The 16595-nt window shown below is 35.8% G+C and carries 16 protein-coding genes; 6 read left to right on the top strand and 10 right to left on the bottom strand.

Features of this window, described 5'->3' with window-relative positions; all coding sequences use genetic code 11:
- Positions 1 to 27: 27 nt before the first annotated feature.
- From DR980_RS11605 to DR980_RS11580, 6 genes are all read right to left on the bottom strand, one after another.
- The gene (locus DR980_RS11605) at positions 28 to 1059 is read right to left on the bottom strand and encodes a VWA domain-containing protein (protein WP_113636319.1); all 1032 of its coding nucleotides are present in this window, start codon (positions 1057 to 1059) and stop codon (positions 28 to 30) included.
- 53 nt (positions 1060 to 1112) lie between these two features.
- Positions 1113 to 2114 (bottom strand): vWA domain-containing protein, encoded by a 1002-nt coding sequence (locus tag DR980_RS11600; RefSeq protein ID WP_113636317.1) that lies wholly within the window; start codon positions 2112 to 2114, stop codon positions 1113 to 1115.
- Positions 2114 to 3745 carry a hypothetical protein gene (locus DR980_RS11595; protein ID WP_113636315.1) on the bottom strand — a complete coding sequence of 544 codons (1632 nt, stop codon included), beginning with the start codon at positions 3743 to 3745 and terminating at the stop codon, positions 2114 to 2116. The genes DR980_RS11600 and DR980_RS11595 overlap by 1 nt, the downstream gene beginning before the upstream one ends.
- Positions 3746 to 3848: 103 nt before the next feature.
- A complete protein-coding gene (locus tag DR980_RS11590) occupies positions 3849 to 4208 on the bottom strand; it encodes a four helix bundle protein (RefSeq protein WP_113636313.1) in 360 nt (119 codons plus the stop codon).
- A gap of 96 nt (positions 4209 to 4304) precedes the next feature.
- Positions 4305 to 5168, bottom strand: a complete 864-nt coding sequence (locus tag DR980_RS11585) for a DUF58 domain-containing protein (protein WP_113636311.1) — start codon at positions 5166 to 5168, stop codon at positions 4305 to 4307.
- An 81-nt stretch (positions 5169 to 5249) separates the two neighbouring features.
- Positions 5250 to 6254, bottom strand: coding sequence for an AAA family ATPase (locus tag DR980_RS11580; protein ID WP_113636309.1), 1005 nt, complete (start codon positions 6252 to 6254; stop codon positions 5250 to 5252).
- 212 nt (positions 6255 to 6466) lie between these two features.
- Here DR980_RS11580 and DR980_RS11575 point away from each other — a divergent pair, with 212 nt between their 5' ends.
- From DR980_RS11575 to DR980_RS11565, 3 genes are all read left to right on the top strand, one after another.
- Positions 6467 to 7339 carry an aldo/keto reductase gene (locus tag DR980_RS11575; protein ID WP_113636307.1) on the top strand — a complete coding sequence of 291 codons (873 nt, stop codon included), beginning with the start codon at positions 6467 to 6469 and terminating at the stop codon, positions 7337 to 7339.
- Positions 7340 to 7388: 49 nt separating this feature from the next.
- Positions 7389 to 8144 carry an SDR family NAD(P)-dependent oxidoreductase gene (locus DR980_RS11570; protein ID WP_113636305.1) on the top strand — a complete coding sequence of 252 codons (756 nt, stop codon included), beginning with the start codon at positions 7389 to 7391 and terminating at the stop codon, positions 8142 to 8144.
- Between the two features lie 84 nt (positions 8145 to 8228).
- Positions 8229 to 9368 (top strand): ATP-binding protein, encoded by a 1140-nt coding sequence (locus DR980_RS11565; protein ID WP_113636303.1) that lies wholly within the window; start codon positions 8229 to 8231, stop codon positions 9366 to 9368.
- A gap of 20 nt (positions 9369 to 9388) precedes the next feature.
- On the opposite strand, the gene DR980_RS11560 is transcribed toward DR980_RS11565, so the two are convergent.
- On the bottom strand, positions 9389 to 10168 hold the full coding sequence (locus DR980_RS11560) for an alpha/beta fold hydrolase (RefSeq protein WP_113636301.1): 780 nt from the start codon (positions 10166 to 10168) through the stop codon (positions 9389 to 9391).
- 351 nt (positions 10169 to 10519) lie between these two features.
- On the opposite strand from DR980_RS11560, the gene DR980_RS11555 reads away from it, so the two are divergent.
- Both DR980_RS11555 and DR980_RS11550 read left to right on the top strand, forming a co-directional pair.
- Complete coding sequence (locus DR980_RS11555; RefSeq protein ID WP_113636299.1) at positions 10520 to 11245, top strand: metallophosphoesterase family protein; 726 nt, start codon at positions 10520 to 10522, stop codon at positions 11243 to 11245.
- Between the two features lie 131 nt (positions 11246 to 11376).
- Positions 11377 to 11874 (top strand): DUF6646 family protein, encoded by a 498-nt coding sequence (locus DR980_RS11550; protein WP_113636368.1) that lies wholly within the window; start codon positions 11377 to 11379, stop codon positions 11872 to 11874.
- 93 nt (positions 11875 to 11967) lie between these two features.
- On the opposite strand, the gene amaB is transcribed toward DR980_RS11550, so the two are convergent.
- The 3 genes from amaB to DR980_RS11535 form a co-directional block, all read right to left on the bottom strand.
- Positions 11968 to 13521 (bottom strand): L-piperidine-6-carboxylate dehydrogenase, encoded by a 1554-nt coding sequence (amaB, locus tag DR980_RS11545; RefSeq protein WP_113636297.1) that lies wholly within the window; start codon positions 13519 to 13521, stop codon positions 11968 to 11970.
- Positions 13522 to 13703: 182 nt separating this feature from the next.
- Positions 13704 to 14243 carry a 3-hydroxyanthranilate 3,4-dioxygenase gene (locus DR980_RS11540; RefSeq protein WP_113636295.1) on the bottom strand — a complete coding sequence of 180 codons (540 nt, stop codon included), beginning with the start codon at positions 14241 to 14243 and terminating at the stop codon, positions 13704 to 13706.
- Between the two features lie 40 nt (positions 14244 to 14283).
- Positions 14284 to 15393: an endonuclease/exonuclease/phosphatase family protein gene (locus DR980_RS11535; RefSeq protein ID WP_113636293.1), complete on the bottom strand. Its 1110-nt coding sequence runs from the start codon at positions 15391 to 15393 to the stop codon at positions 14284 to 14286.
- 164 nt (positions 15394 to 15557) lie between these two features.
- On the opposite strand from DR980_RS11535, the gene DR980_RS11530 reads away from it, so the two are divergent.
- Positions 15558 to 16559, top strand: coding sequence for a S66 peptidase family protein (locus tag DR980_RS11530; protein ID WP_113636291.1), 1002 nt, complete (start codon positions 15558 to 15560; stop codon positions 16557 to 16559).
- Positions 16560 to 16595: the final 36 nt, after the last annotated feature.

Here is a 16595-nt window from a genome sequence, read left to right as displayed (position 1 = left end):
GAAGGTTTTGAAGCCTTTTAGAAATAATTATTTATTCTCGTTAAATAAATCCAACTTTTTAACCCAACTCGTTTTTCTTTCCAATAGAAATACATCAACAAATAACAGCAAAAAGGCAAAACCCAAGAACCATTGAAATTGGGATTGAAAATCTGCCATTTCGGTCGCTTCAAACTCTGTTTTTTGAATATTATTCAAAGCATTCTTAACATATTCCAAAACCTCTTTGGTGTTATTACCATTTACATAGCCTCCTTTTGTGGCTTTTGCAATGGCTGTCAGACTTTCCGGAACCAATTTTGTTATCACTACTTCGTTGTTATTGTCTTTCTTGAAACCTTCGACAATTCCATTTCTTTTTAATGGAATTGTACCTCCTTTTTCAGTTCCAACACCAATTGTAATAATTTTAATTCCAAGTTTATTCGCTTCTTCGGCGGCTTCATCAGCACCTTCGTTATGGTCTTCACCATCCGAAATCATAATCAATAACTTACTCGTTTTTTTATCATCAAAATACGTTGACGATAATTTGATAGCCTCGTTGAATGATGTTCCTACGGAGGAAACCATATCAGTATTCATGCTTTGGAGAAACATTTTAGCTACGCTATAATCCGTAGTGATGGGTAATACTGGGAAAGCGCTTCCTGCATACGCCACAATTCCTATTCTGTCACTACCTAACTGATTAATAATTTGCGAAACAATTTGCTTGCTTTTATCCAATCGGTTTGGCGCTACGTCTTCGGCCAACATACTTTTGGAGACATCCACTGCAAAAACAATGTCAATTCCTTCTCGTTTCACGGTTTCCATTTTGGTACCAATCTTTGGATTTACCAAACCAAGAATGAGTCCAAGTAAAGCCAAAATCAAAACTGTTACTTTCAAAACGGGTTTAAAAACTGAACTTTCCGGACTCAGTTTTTTCACCATTTCTAAATCGCCAAACTCGCGTTGTTTTTTTCTTTTCCAATATAAATTGAACAGAAAAACCAACACCACCAAGGGCAGTATAAAGAGAAGATATAAATATTTTTTTTCGTCTAATTCCATTTTTTTACTTTTAGTCGCAGTTTTCAGTTACAGTTTTCAGTTTGCGACTGTCATTATATAAAGCTTTTAAAGACCGTATTCCTTAATCCTACTTCTACCAATAATAAAAAACCGGCGAACCATATAAAAGGTCTGAATTTTTCATCGTAATCATAGAATTTTAATTCTTCGATTTCAGTTGTTTCCAGTTTATTGATGGAAGCATAAATCTCCGCTAATTTGCTGTTGCTTGTAGCTCTGAAATATTTTCCATCTGTTTTTCTGGCAATATTTTTCATCAACTGCTCGTCAATTTCCACTTTCATCATTTGGAACAGAAACTTCCCATTTGGTGCAATAGCGTACGGAAACATGGCCATTCCATTAGTTCCAATTCCAACGGTATACACTTTGATTCCGTATTGTTTGGCAATATCCGATGCTGTTTCCGGCTCGATAAATCCAGCATTATTCACACCATCAGTCAAAAGAATAATCACCTTGCTTTTTGCCTGACTGTCTTTCAATCTATTCACAGCAGTCGCTAATCCCATTCCTATTCCGGTTCCGTCCTGCAAAACATTATCATATTTAATGCTGTTGATGGCATCCAGAATTACAGCTTTATCACTGGTTACCGGCGTTTTTGTGTACGCTTCAGAGGCATAAACCACAAGTCCAATCCTGTCATTTGGTCGTTCTTCAACAAAATCAGCGGCCACTCGTTTCAGGGCTTCCATTCTGTTTGGTTTCAAATCTTTGGCCAGCATACTTCCGGAAACGTCTATCGCCATGACGATATCAATTCCTTTCGTCGTTTTAGTTTTATTACTCACATCGACCGTTCTTGGCCTTGCCATGGCTACAATCAAAGAGCATAAAGCCAAAATCCGAAGCACATTCAACATCGGTTTTAACTTGGTTAAATACGATCCTGTTCCTTTAAATCCTTCTAACGAGCTTATTTTTAAGGTGGCTGATTGATGGTTCTTTTTTTGCATGAACCAGACAATTACAACTGGAATCAGTAGAAGCAACCAAAAAAATTCTGGGTTTAAAAATGTTATTTTCTCCATTATTTACTTGCTTGTTTTAATTCGACAGCATTCAAAACGCGTTCTGATATTTCGTTGCCATACTTATCTCCTTCTTCATGAAAAATTAAAATCTGTTGCAATCCGCCTTCTTGACTGAACAATATTGCTTCATAATACATTTTTGCAGTAGTCTTATTGTCACTATCAATTTGGGAGAACGTTCCGTAAGCTTTCAATCCTTTAACTCCTTCATTGGTTTCAAAATCTTCTTGTTTTACAATCATGTTTTGAGCTCCTTGCGCTTCAAGTGATTGCAGCGCGCCATCCATAGATTTTGCCAAATCAATTTGCGTTTCTGCTTTGAATTTTAGTGTAGAAACCATCACATAAAAACGGTCCAAAACACTTCCATAAGCAAAAGACTGCATTTCTTTGATCAAAGCCATTCCGTCTTTAGGGAGTGTTTTTGTCAAATCCACTCTCTTAAGCACTTTTGGTGTTTCTATGATAATTCCTGGATTTCCGTACTCACTTTTTACCCATTCACCTTCCAATAATTCTTTTGTAGGATGACCAATAATATTGTCTTTCACATAATCAAACCCTTTGGTAACAATGAAAAAAGTAGTGGTCGCTGCCAATAAAAAAACAACCGAAGCCACCGCAGTTACGATGCGTTTGTTCCTTTGTTTGCGCAATTGAATTTGGATTTGTTTTTGTCTTTGCGCTTCATTCAACAACATGTCTTCCTCTACCGGAATTTGCACAGGAATTGAATTGTCTAATGTCAGAATTGCTTTTTGAATCTTATTTCGGTCTTCTGTGATTTCAAAATCCAATGGTTTTGACTTGGCAAATTTTACTAAATCGGCTTGTTTTAAAACACGCTCTAGATTTTCGATAATTTCTTGCGAAAGCGTCATTTTCTTTTTTACAGAAGCTGCTCTAAGACCCTGAATCAGTTCCGAAGTCGTGCTTTCCATAGCCGGAATTTCTATTGCTTCTTCGATATAATTTCTTGCGATATCAGTCAATTCACTATAATAGGCTTTTACTTCTCCTTTTTGCCAAAGTTCCTTTTTCTCTAAAGTATCCAGCAAAGTAGTCGCTTTCTCGATTGGAGTTTTATAAATTTCTTCATGTAGTTTCTTTTCTTGGCGTTTTTTAATAAACCAATAAATAAACGCTCCAATACCTACAATCAAAGCAATAATCAAAAGGTATTTCCACCAGTCTCCAATTTGGTTATCAGCTGGAGCAATGTCCTTGATGTCAAACATTTTTTGTTTCAAAGTATCTACTTGAACATTTGCGACTTCAACCAAAAGTGAATCTGTCAAAAACGGTTTGCTGTTGATAAAAATCTTGATACTTGGAACCACATATCTACCGGAATCAAATTGGGTTAAACCGTATTTTTTGATTAATTCATAACGGCCGTCCATTTTGACAGTATCAATAGGATAAGACTGAATCACCTCTAAAGCTCCAAAGTTTTTCAATTTAGGGAAAATCACTTTAGACGAAGAATCAACAGTAGTTTTTATGGACAGTTTAAATTCCGCACCAATTTTATTTTTAGTGGTGTCAATACTTGTGACTACTTGCTTTTGTTGTGCAAAAACCGCAGTCGAAAGCAGCAATAGTAGTAGGTATAATTGTTTTTTCATCTTTTATTATTGAACCTCTTTCGATTTTTGATTGAAGATTAACGATTTTTGATTTCAGATTTGATCCCGAAACTTCGATCCGCTTTTCATCAAAAATCTAAATTTATTTCAGATTTGTTTTAGCTGTTTTAATACTTGATACGAAAATAGAAATTAGCTCATTAGCCTCAGTTTTTGCAATAGTTAGATTTGTTAAATCGGACGTTAAACTTGATTTTTCAATAATTTTTAAACAAACAAAGCTTTCTCTTAACTCTTTTAAACAAATGCCCATTTTATGAATAAAATCTTTACTGCTTTCTGCACTTTGTGCCTCTCCATAATTTAAAGCAGGAGAAGTTCCAGATCTAATAATTTGCCCAGCAAGATGATTTCCAGCATAGTTTTTTTCAAATTTGCTTGCAACGATTATTATTGTTGCTGCAAAATCTATCAATCTATTTTCTAATTCTTGCTTATTCACTTATTATGATTATATTTTTATTTTCCCAATCTAAAATCCATTTTCCACTTCTACAAAATCTAAAATCAAAAATCGTTAATCAAAAATCTGAAATCATCATCTCGATTTGAAATAACTTAATAATTTCGTCACATAACTTTCGTCAACTCTTGTGTTTACAACACCGGAACCTGATTTACTGAACGTTTCTTTAAAATAGTTGACTTTATCACGGTATTGTTTTTCATAATTCATTCGCACTGCTTTCGAACCGGTATTTATCAATTCTACTGCTCCGGTTTCAGCATCAAGCATAGAAACCATTCCTAAATCCGGCATTTTTTCTTCTCGAATGTCGTACACGCGAATCCCAGTTATGTCGTGTTTTTTTGCAGCAATTTTTAAAGTGTGCTCATAATCTTCCGACATGAAATCAGAAATTACAAACACAATCGCTTTCTTTTTTTGGGTTCCCGATAAAAATTTTAGAGCTTGAGCAATATCTGTTTTTCGGCTTTTAGGCTGAAATTCTATCAATTCTCGAATGATTCTAAGTACGTGTGATCTTCCTTTTTTTGGCGGAATGTACAATTCGATTTCATCCGAAAACAAAATCAAACCTATTTTATCGTTGTTTTGAGTCGCTGAAAAAGCCATTGTTGCAGCGATTTCGGTCACGATATCTTTCTTGAATTGATTTTTTGAACCAAAACTTTCTGAACCCGAAATATCAACCATTAACATCATGGTCAATTCACGTTCTTCTTCAAAAACCTTTACGTGCGCTTCGTTGTAACGTGCGGTTACATTCCAATCAATCGCACGAATATCATCTCCGTACTGGTATTGACGCACTTCACTGAAAGTCATTCCACGCCCTTTGAAAGACGTATGATACTCTCCCGAAAAGATGTGATCGCTCAATCTTCGGGTTTTGATTTCTATTTTCCGTACTTTTTTTAAGAGGTCTTTTGTATCCATTTTTAATTTGTTTAAAGTTTAAAAGTTTAACGTTCCAAGTTCGTAATCCAACAACTTGAAACTTTAAACCTTAAACAAACTTTAAGGTACTTCTACTTCGTTTACGATTTTGTTGATGATGTCTACTGAAGTAATATTTTCGGCTTCTGCTTCATAAGTAACTCCAATTCTGTGACGCAATACATCATGAACTACAGCACGAACATCCTCTGGAATTACATAACCACGACGTTTGATAAAAGCGTAACATTTTGCGGCAGTCGCCAAATTGATACTTCCACGTGGTGATGCTCCAAAACTGATTAATGGTTTCAAATCAACTAATTTGTATTTTTCTGGATAACGCGTGGCAAAAATGATATCAAGTATGTATTTTTCTATTTTTTCATCCATGTAAACCTCACGAACTGCTTCTTGAGCTCGTAAAATTTGTTCCACAGAAACTACAGCATTTACTTTTTCATAACTTCCTTTTAAGTTTTGACGAATCACTAAACGTTCATCTTCCATTTTTGGATAATCAATAACTGTTTTCAACATGAAACGATCGACCTGAGCTTCAGGTAATTGATACGTTCCTTCTTGTTCAATTGGATTTTGAGTCGCTAACACCAAAAATGGTCTGTCTAACTTGAAAGTAGTGTCGCCAATAGTTACTTGCTTTTCCTGCATGGCTTCCAATAATGCTGATTGCACTTTGGCTGGCGCACGGTTAATCTCATCGGCAAGGACGAAATTAGCGAAGATTGGTCCTTTTTTTATGGAGAACTCATTAGCCTTAATGTTGTAAATCATTGTTCCCACAACATCGGCTGGCAATAAATCCGGTGTAAATTGGATTCTGCTAAAAGATCCTTGAACGGCTTGAGAAAGGGTGTTTATCGCTAAGGTTTTTGCTAATCCGGGAACACCTTCCAATAAAATATGCCCTTGACCCAAAAGTCCGATTAACAAACGCTCCACCATGTGCTTTTGACCCACAATAACCTTGTTCATTTCCATTGTGAGAAGGTCTATAAAAGCACTCTCTCTTTCTATTTTTTCATTGATTGCTCTGATGTCTAAAGTCGCCGTATTTTCTTCCATTTTATTATTTTTAAAACCTTGAATTTAATGCCTTCGTTTTGAAGGTGCAAATTGAATTTTTTTTTAGAAGTAAGATGTTAAAAAATGGTTAAAACTTCAATAAAAGCCTTAATTTTAAGGACTAATTGTGATACAATTTTTATATTTTTAAGAACTTTGAAAAATATACTTTGAATTACAAGATTTACGCATTTCAATAAAAAATAAAAACCATGAGCAAAACAAAATTATCACCCATTGTAGCGGGAGTAATGAATTGGGGAATTTGGGATAAAAATCTCAATACCAAAGAAATGGAAAACATGATTAATGTGTGTTTAGAAAACAAAATCAGCACCTTTGACCATGCCGATATATACGGAGATTACACCACCGAAACCGACTTTGGAAAAGCATTCGCTTCCAGTAAAATTGCACGAGAAAAATTACAGTTGATTTCGAAGTGTGGTATCCAAATGGTAACCGGAAACCGAGACAATAAAATTAAACATTACGAGTATTCCAAAGATTACATTATCTGGTCCGTTGAGAATTCCTTAAAAAATTTACAGACGGATTATTTAGACGTTCTTTTGCTCCACAGACCAAGTCCCTTGATGCAGGCAGATGAAATTGCCGAGGCGGTTTTAAAACTAAAATCAGACGGGAAAATCATCGATTTTGGACTTTCTAATTTTACGTCTTCACAAACAGAATTAATTAGTCAAAAAACAGAAGTTTTATACAATCAAGTGCAATTTTCGGCAACGAATTTTGAGCCAATGGTCGACGGAAGTTTTGATTATATGCAAGCCAACAACATTCGACCGATGTCATGGAATCCGCTGGGATCTGTTTTTAGAAAAGATATTCCACAAACCAGAAGATTGAAACAATTACTGGCGACCTTAGTTTCAAAATACCATTTAGGTTCGGATTCGATTTTACTTTCCTGGATTTTAAAACATCCTGCGCAAGTAATTCCTATCGCAGGAACCGTAAATGTTGCCCGAATTCAATCATTGATGAAAGCCGTCGAATTAGAATTAGACAAAGAAGATTGGTTTGCCATCTGGACCGCAAGCATGGGCGATGATGTAGCCTAAAATAGTGTTCAGTTCAGCAACTTTAGAATCAAAAAACAGAAAAAAACTCATGACTAAAACAGCCTTAGTGACTGGAGCAACCAGCGGAATTGGTAAAGCAACAGCACAAATATTAGCTAAAAACAACTATAAAATTATTCTTTGTGGACGCCGTGAAGACCGATTAGAGGCTCTTGAAAAAGAACTTTCGGATTTTACGGAAGTGCATACTTTGTCCTTTGATGTTCGCGACAAAAAAGCGGTTTTTGAAAGCATCAATTCCATCCCGGAAGCTTTTTCCACAATTGATGTTTTAATTAATAATGCCGGAAATGCGCATGGTTTAGATCCCATTCAAAACGGAGATTTAGATGATTGGGACGCCATGATTGACATCAATGTCAAAGGACTTTTATATGTTTCGAAAGCAATTATCCCGCAAATGATCGAACGAAAATCAGGTCATATCATCAACATTGGTTCCATTGCCGGAAAAGAAGTTTATCCGAACGGAAACGTTTATTGTGCCTCCAAACATGCCGTTGACGCCTTGAACCAAGCCATGCGCATGGACTTGAATCCGTATGGAATTCGGGTTGGTGCCATTCATCCCGGTGCCGTAGAAACCGAATTCAGCGAAGTGCGTTTTAAAGGCGATACGGAGAAAGCCGCTAATGTTTACAAAGGTTTTGAACCTTTACATCCGGAAGATATCGCTGATATTATTCACTTTGTAGTTTCCAGACCATACCATGTAAATATTGCCGATTTGCTGGTGTTACCCACAGCGCAAGCCTCGGCGACTATTTTAAAAAGAGATATTTAAATTTGATTTTTAGATTGTTGGATTTTTAGATTATTAGGAGAATCTAAGAATCCAACGGTCTAAGAAATCTAAAAATCTAATTGTATGATCAACAAACGCATTCTTATCAAAAACCTGCTTGCTCACAATGATGAGGGTAGTTTTTATGACAAAAAGCGCCAGTTGAATTTGCATACTCGGGAAGGAAAAGCCAAATTTCTCAAACACATTTGCGCGCTGTCTAATTCGAATCCTACAAACAATTCCTATATTGTGGTGGGAGTGGAAGATCATGACAATCTTATCGTTGGGGATGATTTTTTTGATGACAGTCGGATTCAGAATTTAGTGAATGCTTATCTGGAGAATCCTCCGAAAATTCAGTACGAAAATGTGCCATTCCCAAATTTGCCAAAAGATAAAGTTATCGGACTAGTAACGGTCAAGCCAAAAAGCAAAACTTCCCATTTCAAAAAAGGAATTCACACGATTCCCGCCAACAGTACTTTTATACGGCGAGGCAGTAACACAATGCCAGTCGAAGGTGAAATTGAAAAAAATTATCAGAATACGGAAACCGTAATTGGCATTGAAAATAACTCCAGAAACAGCATCGAAAACACACTTGATGGCGTGATTGATTTCATGAATTTTCGCCACAAAGATATGGCCCCAAAGTATAAAGTATTCAAAGAATTATTTGTGATTTGCTGGGCTGGAATTGCCAAAAAATCTCGTGAGAAAACGTATTTATCACGCGTAGATATCGAATTAATAAACGAACAAATCAAGCTGTTTTACTCGGCTCAGGATGTAGTCGAAATCACTTATAATGAAGATACTTTTACTATTATTGAATATGTTCCTTTGGGTTTAAATGACAAAACGAGCTATTATCCTTTAGAAAAACAAACGATTCATTTTCATGATAATGGCTATTACAAAATTGAAAGAGAGATGCTGTTTCAGCCTCCAGAATTCAACAAGAAAATGTTATTTCACATTTACAATTCCAATATTGCTTTGCTGAACAAACTCCAAAAAGGAGTTTCGTTATCCGAACGGGAACACAAAGATTTAGAGAATTTACCCTCAACATTCATGATTTGTTACCTCAACGGTTTTGAAGAAGCCAAGCAAAAACTGATTGATGCAAAAATACTGTTAAAACCTTTCAACCAAGTGTATTTATCGTTTAAAGAAGCGTTGCGTATTTTGAGAAAGATGAAATATGATGTGCAGTAGTTATAATTATTTTATAAATTTTACTCGGTAAGAAAGCCCAATACATAAGCATTAATTTCTCTTTTTTGTTTTTTATTTCCGCTGTCATTCATGTCATTGTGAATGGTATTTGGGAGTTTAATGATTTTTATTCCAAACTTTTCCTGATCTGTAACAGTAGGCAAAACTCCTTCATCTGCAGGTTGGTCACTGGAGCGAAGCGAGTAAATTTTAGGCTGGGAAGTTCTGGGCAATTCCATCCGACGATTGTCTAACGAAATTATTTTATCAACTAATTTTGGATATTTATGAGCAAACAAAACCGTCATATCACCTCCATTGGAATGTCCAATTAGGTTTACATGTTTGAAATCTAATTCTGGTTTAATTTTTTTCAATTCATTCAGAACAAACAGGATATTCTCCGCTCCTCTTTCCCAATTTGATCGTCGCACAATTTGGGGGATTCCCGTCAAAGGCAACAAATCATCCGTTGGTAATTCATGTTGAATACTGACTACATAATAGCCTTTGGATGCTAACTTTTCTGTTAAGTATGAATATGATTTATTTGCGAAAGGCTTATTTTCTCCATATCCATGACTGATTATTACCAATTGTTGATTTGAAATTTTATCATTTACAATTGGTAAATAAAACACTACCGGAATTAATCTGTTTCTGGAATTATCCAGCCAATTAGCGCTATTTAACTTGATTTCAAATTCTTGGTTATTGAATTTTTCAATAGTTAAGTTTTTATTGGTTGCACAACTTAACAAAAGGAAACAAACCAATATTTGTAGGTGAATTTTAAGCATTTATCTGATTATAAAGTAGTTTTAAAACAAATTTATTAGCTTTTTTATTGAATAAAAGCCAACAATTCTTTTAAGACTTGACAAATCATTTTAGCTAACAGCAACGATAACGTAACAAGTGTACTCATTTGAAAAAAGTTTAATTTTTTGTAAAACTAATCCGAAAAATTAAATAAAACAATCACCTAAAACAGTGATATTTCAATTTCACGTTAAAACACGAATTCTTTAATTTTTTAAAAAATAATAAACTAAAAAAGCTTGGTTCATCACACTTTTACTTAATTTTATGACTTGAAAAATAGTGCTTATTTTCTGCTATTTTTTCATTAATAAAAAGAAATACAGTACATGAGAACACTTGTTATAGGCGATATTCATGGTGGTTTGCGAGCGCTGCACCAAATTATGGAAAGAGCCAAAGTTACTAAAAAAGATACCCTAATTTTTTTGGGCGATTACGTTGATGGCTGGAGCCAATCTCCTCAGGTACTTGATTTTATCATTGATTTAAAAACCAAACAAAATTGCATTTGCATTCGCGGGAACCACGATGATTTACTGCTGGAATGGCTTGATGAAAGCAAAGACAATCTGTTGTGGTACAAACATGGCGGGGAAGCTACGGTTTTGGCCTACGAATCTGTCAGCGCAGAAACGAAGCAAAAACACATTGAATTCCTGAAATCTCTGGATAATTATCATCTGGACGAACAGCGACGTTTGTATGTTCATGCTGGTTTTACCAATATGAACGGTGTAGATTTTGAATATTTCCCTGGGCTTTTTTATTGGGACAGAACCTTGTGGGAAACCGCATTGGCATTAGACACAACAATGAAAATTGACCACCCTTTTTATCCAAAACGTTTTACTTTATACGAAGAAATCTATATTGGTCACACGCCCGTTACCCGTATTGGTGAAACCACGCCCGTACAAAAGGCAAATGTTTGGAACGTAGATACCGGAGCGGCTTTCAAAGGACCCTTGACTATTATGGATGTTGACAGCAAGGAATTTTGGCAAAGCGAACCTTTGAGCCAACTGTATTTTGACGAGAAAGGAAGAAATTAGATTTTATTGAACTACTTTTGCACCACTTAAAAAAATAAGAGTATGAAATGAGCACAACCGAAAATTGGTCGCAAACACCAATCAAGATATGCAAATTCCATATTCCAATAAAAAACAAATTTTATCTTCATATGAAAAAGATTATTACATTAATATTACTATTGACTGTTGGTTTGATCAATGCTCAGGCTTTCAAAGGAAAAGGCGACGTTAAATTTGATGTTGGAGCTAACTTCCAAAACGGAGGATCAGGAATTCGTGTTTCTTCTGATTTTGGTCTTGGAGAAAACATGTCTTTCGGATTTGTTACCTCTTATTTGTTGTCTGTTTCTAAAGATGATTTAGGAAACAAACCTGATTTTGGCGATAGAATAGATGTTAAAGCACGTTTCAATGCAAACTTGGGAAATGTTTTTGAATTAGATCCAAAAATGGATATTTATCCAGGATTGGATTTGGGACTAAGAAATTTTGGTGCGCATTTAGGTTTCCGTTATTTCTTTACCGAAGGTTTTGGTGTTTTCACCGAAGCTGGAATTCCAATTGCCAGTTATAAAACAAATCCAATAGGTTTTGATAAGTTGAACAACCAATTCACGTTTAATATTGGTGCTTCTTTCAATTTGTAGAAAGATTATCCTGAAAGTTTACAAAGAATTTGAAATAAAAAAAGGCAATTTGAACTATTCAAATTGCCTTTTTTAGTTTATTATATTTTGTTGCTACAAATCGAATTTGATTCCTTGTGCCAATGGCAAACTTGTAGTATAATTAATCGTATTCGTTTGTCTTCTCATATATACTTTCCAAGCATCAGAACCTGATTCTCTTCCTCCACCAGTTTCTTTTTCACCACCAAAAGCACCACCAATTTCTGCACCGGAAGTTCCTATGTTTACATTTGCAATTCCACAATCAGAACCTACTACGGATAGGAAAAGTTCTGCTTCACGCAAATTGTTTGTCATAATAGCAGATGATAATCCTTGCGCCACTCCGTTTTGAATTGCGATAGCATTCTCCACAGTTCCTGAATATTTCAATAAATATAAAACAGGTGCAAAAGTTTCGTGTTGCACGATTTCGAAAGAATTTTCAGCTTCTGCAATTGCTGGTTTTACGTAGCAACCACTTTCAAATCCTTCACCAGAAAGCACGCCGCCTTCAACGAGGATTTTCCCGCCTTCAGCAACAACTTTTTCTAATGCTTTATTGTACATTTCCACAGCATGCTTATCAATTACAGGACCTACATGATTGTTTTCGTCCAAAGGATTTCCAATACGTAATTGTTTGTAAGCCGATACAATTGCATCTTTAACTTTATCATAAATACTTTCGTGAATAATCAAACGACGTGTTGATGTACAACGTTGTCCTGCCGTTCCTACCGCACCAAAAACAGCACCAATAACCGTCATTTTGATATCAGCATCCGGAGTTACAATGATGGCGTTATTTCCGCCTAATTCCAATAATGATTTTCCAAGACGACCTGCAACTGCTTGCGCAACAATTTTCCCCATACGAGTAGAACCCGTTGCAGAAATCAATGGCACACGCTTGTCGTTAGTCATCATTTCACCCACTTTGTAATCTCCATTTATCAAACATGAAATTCCTTCCGGAAGGTTATTTTCTTTAATTACTTCGGCTATAATATTTTGACAGGCAATTCCACAAAGTGGTGTTTTTTCAGATGGTTTCCAAACACAAACATCGCCACAAATCCAAGCTAAAGCCGTGTTCCAAGCCCAAACGGCAACTGGAAAATTGAAAGCCGAAATGATTCCCACAACTCCCATTGGGTGGTATTGCTCATACATTCTGTGTCCTGGACGTTCGGAGTGCATTGTTAATCCGTGTAATTGACGCGATAATCCCACTGCAAAATCACAAATGTCTATCATTTCCTGAACTTCACCATATCCTTCTTGCAATGATTTCCCCATTTCATAGGAAACTAACTTGCCTAAAGCTTCTTTATTTTTTCGCAATTTTTCACCAAACTGACGCACGATTTCACCACGTTGTGGCGCAGGCATCATTTTGAATGTTTTAAAAGCTTCGGTAGCGGTTTGCATTACTTTTTCATAATCAGCAGCCGTAGTTGTTTTTACAGTACCTATTAGCTGACCGTCAACTGGTGAATAACTTTCAAGAATTTCCCCATTTGAAAAATGGTTTATCCCGGTTGATGTTCCTTCATTTATGGCTTTTACACCCAATTGCGCCAATGCTTCCTTCATTCCGAATTGATCTGCTATTGTTATCATTGTAACTTTTTTATTAAAAATTGTTATATTTTTTTACAAATATATTGATTTAAGGTTAAATAGTAAACGTTACTACTTATATTTTCATTTTTTAGCCCTGATAGAAGCGGCATCCTTTATAGGTCTCGTTTTTTACGAGACCTATAAAGGATGCCGCTTCTATCAGGATGAGCTCCTGAAAATTATTTTTTGGCAACAAATCGAGGGTCCGTTTCCATTACAGTTCCGCATTTTTCGCAAGTTCTCAAGTGTTCCGAATTGTAGAAATGTTCGAAATGAGGCAAGAAATCTTTCTCGATATTATGCAATTCAAAATAGACTTCGTGAAGCTTATGATTACAAGTATCGCAAAACCAAAGCAAGCCGTCTGTAAATCCTTGTCCGGCTCTTTTTCGTTCGATGACAAGTCCAATAGAACCTTCGGAACGAACTGGAGAATGCGGAATTTTAGCTGGATTAAGATACATATCGCCGGGATGCAATTCCATTTCTTTGCGCTCTCCGTCGTCTTGAACAATGACTTTTATGGAGCCTTCGAGTTGGTAAAACAATTCTTCGGTTTCGTTGTAATGATAGTCTTTTCGGGCATTTGGACCCGCAACCACCATAACGATATAATCTCCGGATTCTGTGTATAAATTCTTGTTACCAACGGGCGGTTTGAGCAGATGACGGTTTTCGTCAATCCATTTATTAAGGTTGAAAGGTTTTGCTATTGCCATGATTTTTATTTTAAATGTAAATTTATGAAATAATAAATGGTTATTTTTTTTCCTTAATCAAATAAATATAGACGGGAAAATGGTCACTAAATCCTATTTCGGTGGTGGAATGTCGCAACGGATAGCCTTTGTATTGTCCGCTGTTTTGTATCAAAAATGACTTGTTGTAAATTCCTGCTTTCCAATATCGAAAGCTCGAATAATCCGTTAGCAGTAAGGTTTCGGAAACCATTATTTGGTCAAAAATATCCCAAGCATCCCGAAATGCGATGGTTCCAAATCCCTTTTTGGCCATTTCTTCGAATGGATTGTAAATTCCAAACGGAAGCACATCTGCCTTTTTTGCTTTGGCGCCAAGCCCAATTCTGACGCTTTTATTATACGGTCCGTCATTCAAATCACCCAACGTAATCACTTTTGCGTTTGGATTTATCCGTTGTAAAGAGTCTATTATTTTTCGGTTTAATGCGCCGGCGGCCTCGCGAAATGGACTAGATTTTTTCTCGCCGCCAGAACGTGACGGCCAGTGATTGACGATTATATTGATTTCCTCACCATCGAGAAATCCAGTTACCAAAAGCTGATCTCGTGTATAAACCCGATAATTTTTGGTGCTTATTTGCAATTCGTCATCTGTTTTTTCTTCTGAACTGGCTTTGGAATTTTCGTTCGCAGTGCTTCCTTGTTTATAAATATACAACGGAATATTACTGTAACTCGTAGGCTGAAATTTATTTTTCTGATACAAAAGCGCCACATCGATTCCTCTTTTGTCCGGCGAATCAAAATGGATGATTCCGTAATCTTTCTCGATTAATTTAGGTTGTTTGACTAAATCCTCCAAAACACCTCGGTTTTCTATTTCGCATCCGCCAATAAACGTAGGCGAATCAGTATTTTCAGCTGAACCAATTTCGAATAATATGCGGGCTAAATTCCCCAATTTCTTTTCATATTTATCATAAGTCCATCGCTGCAAACCCGTTGGCGTCCATTCTTCATCAAAAGTATCCGGATCATTTATGGTATCAAAAAGGTTTTCAAAATTATAAAACGCAACGGTGTGAATGACGTATTTTTTCTGTTGTGCAGTAGATTTAGCTATCGAAAAAAATAAAAAAAGAATAGGAACCCAGTGCGTAATTCTCATAAGTATTATTTATTTCCAGTCGTTAATTAGATTCTATTTTAGAATCTGGCTATTGTAAAAATAGTCATTTGAACCTGAACTTAGAATTATTTTCTAATTGTCTATCTTTGTTTTTATCATTTAAAAACTTTACCACTAGAATTTTTTCAGAAAAGCATTAAAGCATGAACAAAAACCGATTAACTTTTACACCACGCCGTCCTGTTTTATATCAATTTCTATTGCTTATTTTTGTTTTACAATCTTTCAACAGCCAAGCCCAATACAACATGATTACACCGCCAAGTTTACAAAAAGGAGATACCGTAGCAATTTTGGCAACAGCCAGAAAAAATACAGATGACAACCTGAAACCCGCTATTGCTTTATTGAAAAGTTGGGGTTTGGAAGTAGTCATTGGAAGTACAATAGGTTTAGATAATGACCAATTAGCCGGAACCGACGAACAACGTGCAGCCGATTTTCAGCAGCAATTAGACAATCCAAACATCAAAGCAATCTGGTGTGTAAAAGGCGGATACGGAACTGTACGAATGATTGATTTATTGGATTTTACTGCGTTTAAAAAAAATCCAAAATGGATTGTTGGTTTCAGTGATGTGACCGTTTTACACAATCATTTGAATACAATGGGTTACAAATCCATTCACGGAATCATGCCAATAACCGCTCCTAGAGCAACTCCTCAAGCCATAGAAACCTTACGAATTGCGTTATTTGGCGAAAAACTATCGTACGAAATAGATCCATTCCTGATGAACAGACCCGGAAAAGCTACCGGAGAATTAGTGGGCGGAAATTTATCGATTCTATACAGTTTGTTCGGTTCCCCATCCGCGATTGATTGTACTGATAAAATCTTGTTTATAGAAGATTTAGACGAATATTTGTATCATATTGACCGCATGATGATGAATTTAAAACGAAATGGGTGTCTGGAAAGTATCAAAGGAATTGTTGTGGGTTCCATGACAAAAATGAAAGATAATGACATTCCGTGGGGAAAAAACGCCATAGAAATTATTGAAGATGTTACCAAAAAATACAATATTCCTGTCCTGTACAATTTCCCTGCCGGACATATTCAAGACAATAGAGCATTGATTTTAGGGAATAATGTGACTATCGATGTCAATGAAAAATGCAGTACGCTGGTTTTTGAATAAAGGCAATTTGATATTTGATTACAGAAGTTTAAAAAC

It is taken from the genome of Flavobacterium psychrolimnae, assembly GCF_003312425.1.
Classification (GTDB): domain Bacteria; phylum Bacteroidota; class Bacteroidia; order Flavobacteriales; family Flavobacteriaceae; genus Flavobacterium; species Flavobacterium psychrolimnae.
The sequence above is the reverse complement of the archived record's forward strand: the minus strand, read 5'-3'. Positions and strand labels throughout refer to the sequence as shown.

Bases quoted from the DNA above. Each gene is read 5' to 3' on its own strand.
- DR980_RS11605 (WP_113636319.1), bottom strand. From the start codon at position 1,059: ATGGAATTAGACGAAAAAAAATATTTATATCTTCTCTTTATACTGCCC.
- DR980_RS11600 (WP_113636317.1), bottom strand. From the start codon at position 2,114: ATGGAGAAAATAACATTTTTAAACCCAGAATTTTTTTGGTTGCTTCTA.
- DR980_RS11595 (WP_113636315.1), bottom strand. From the start codon at position 3,745: ATGAAAAAACAATTATACCTACTACTATTGCTGCTTTCGACTGCGGTT.
- DR980_RS11585 (WP_113636311.1), bottom strand. From the start codon at position 5,168: ATGGATACAAAAGACCTCTTAAAAAAAGTACGGAAAATAGAAATCAAA.
- DR980_RS11580 (WP_113636309.1), bottom strand. From the start codon at position 6,254: ATGGAAGAAAATACGGCGACTTTAGACATCAGAGCAATCAATGAAAAA.
- DR980_RS11575 (WP_113636307.1), top strand. From the start codon at position 6,467: ATGAGCAAAACAAAATTATCACCCATTGTAGCGGGAGTAATGAATTGG.
- DR980_RS11570 (WP_113636305.1), top strand. From the start codon at position 7,389: ATGACTAAAACAGCCTTAGTGACTGGAGCAACCAGCGGAATTGGTAAA.
- DR980_RS11565 (WP_113636303.1), top strand. From the start codon at position 8,229: ATGATCAACAAACGCATTCTTATCAAAAACCTGCTTGCTCACAATGAT.
- DR980_RS11560 (WP_113636301.1), bottom strand. From the start codon at position 10,168: ATGCTTAAAATTCACCTACAAATATTGGTTTGTTTCCTTTTGTTAAGT.
- DR980_RS11555 (WP_113636299.1), top strand. From the start codon at position 10,520: ATGAGAACACTTGTTATAGGCGATATTCATGGTGGTTTGCGAGCGCTG.
- DR980_RS11550 (WP_113636368.1), top strand. From the start codon at position 11,377: ATGAAAAAGATTATTACATTAATATTACTATTGACTGTTGGTTTGATC.
- amaB (WP_113636297.1), bottom strand. From the start codon at position 13,521: ATGATAACAATAGCAGATCAATTCGGAATGAAGGAAGCATTGGCGCAA.
- DR980_RS11540 (WP_113636295.1), bottom strand. From the start codon at position 14,243: ATGGCAATAGCAAAACCTTTCAACCTTAATAAATGGATTGACGAAAAC.
- DR980_RS11535 (WP_113636293.1), bottom strand. From the start codon at position 15,393: ATGAGAATTACGCACTGGGTTCCTATTCTTTTTTTATTTTTTTCGATA.
- DR980_RS11530 (WP_113636291.1), top strand. From the start codon at position 15,558: ATGAACAAAAACCGATTAACTTTTACACCACGCCGTCCTGTTTTATAT.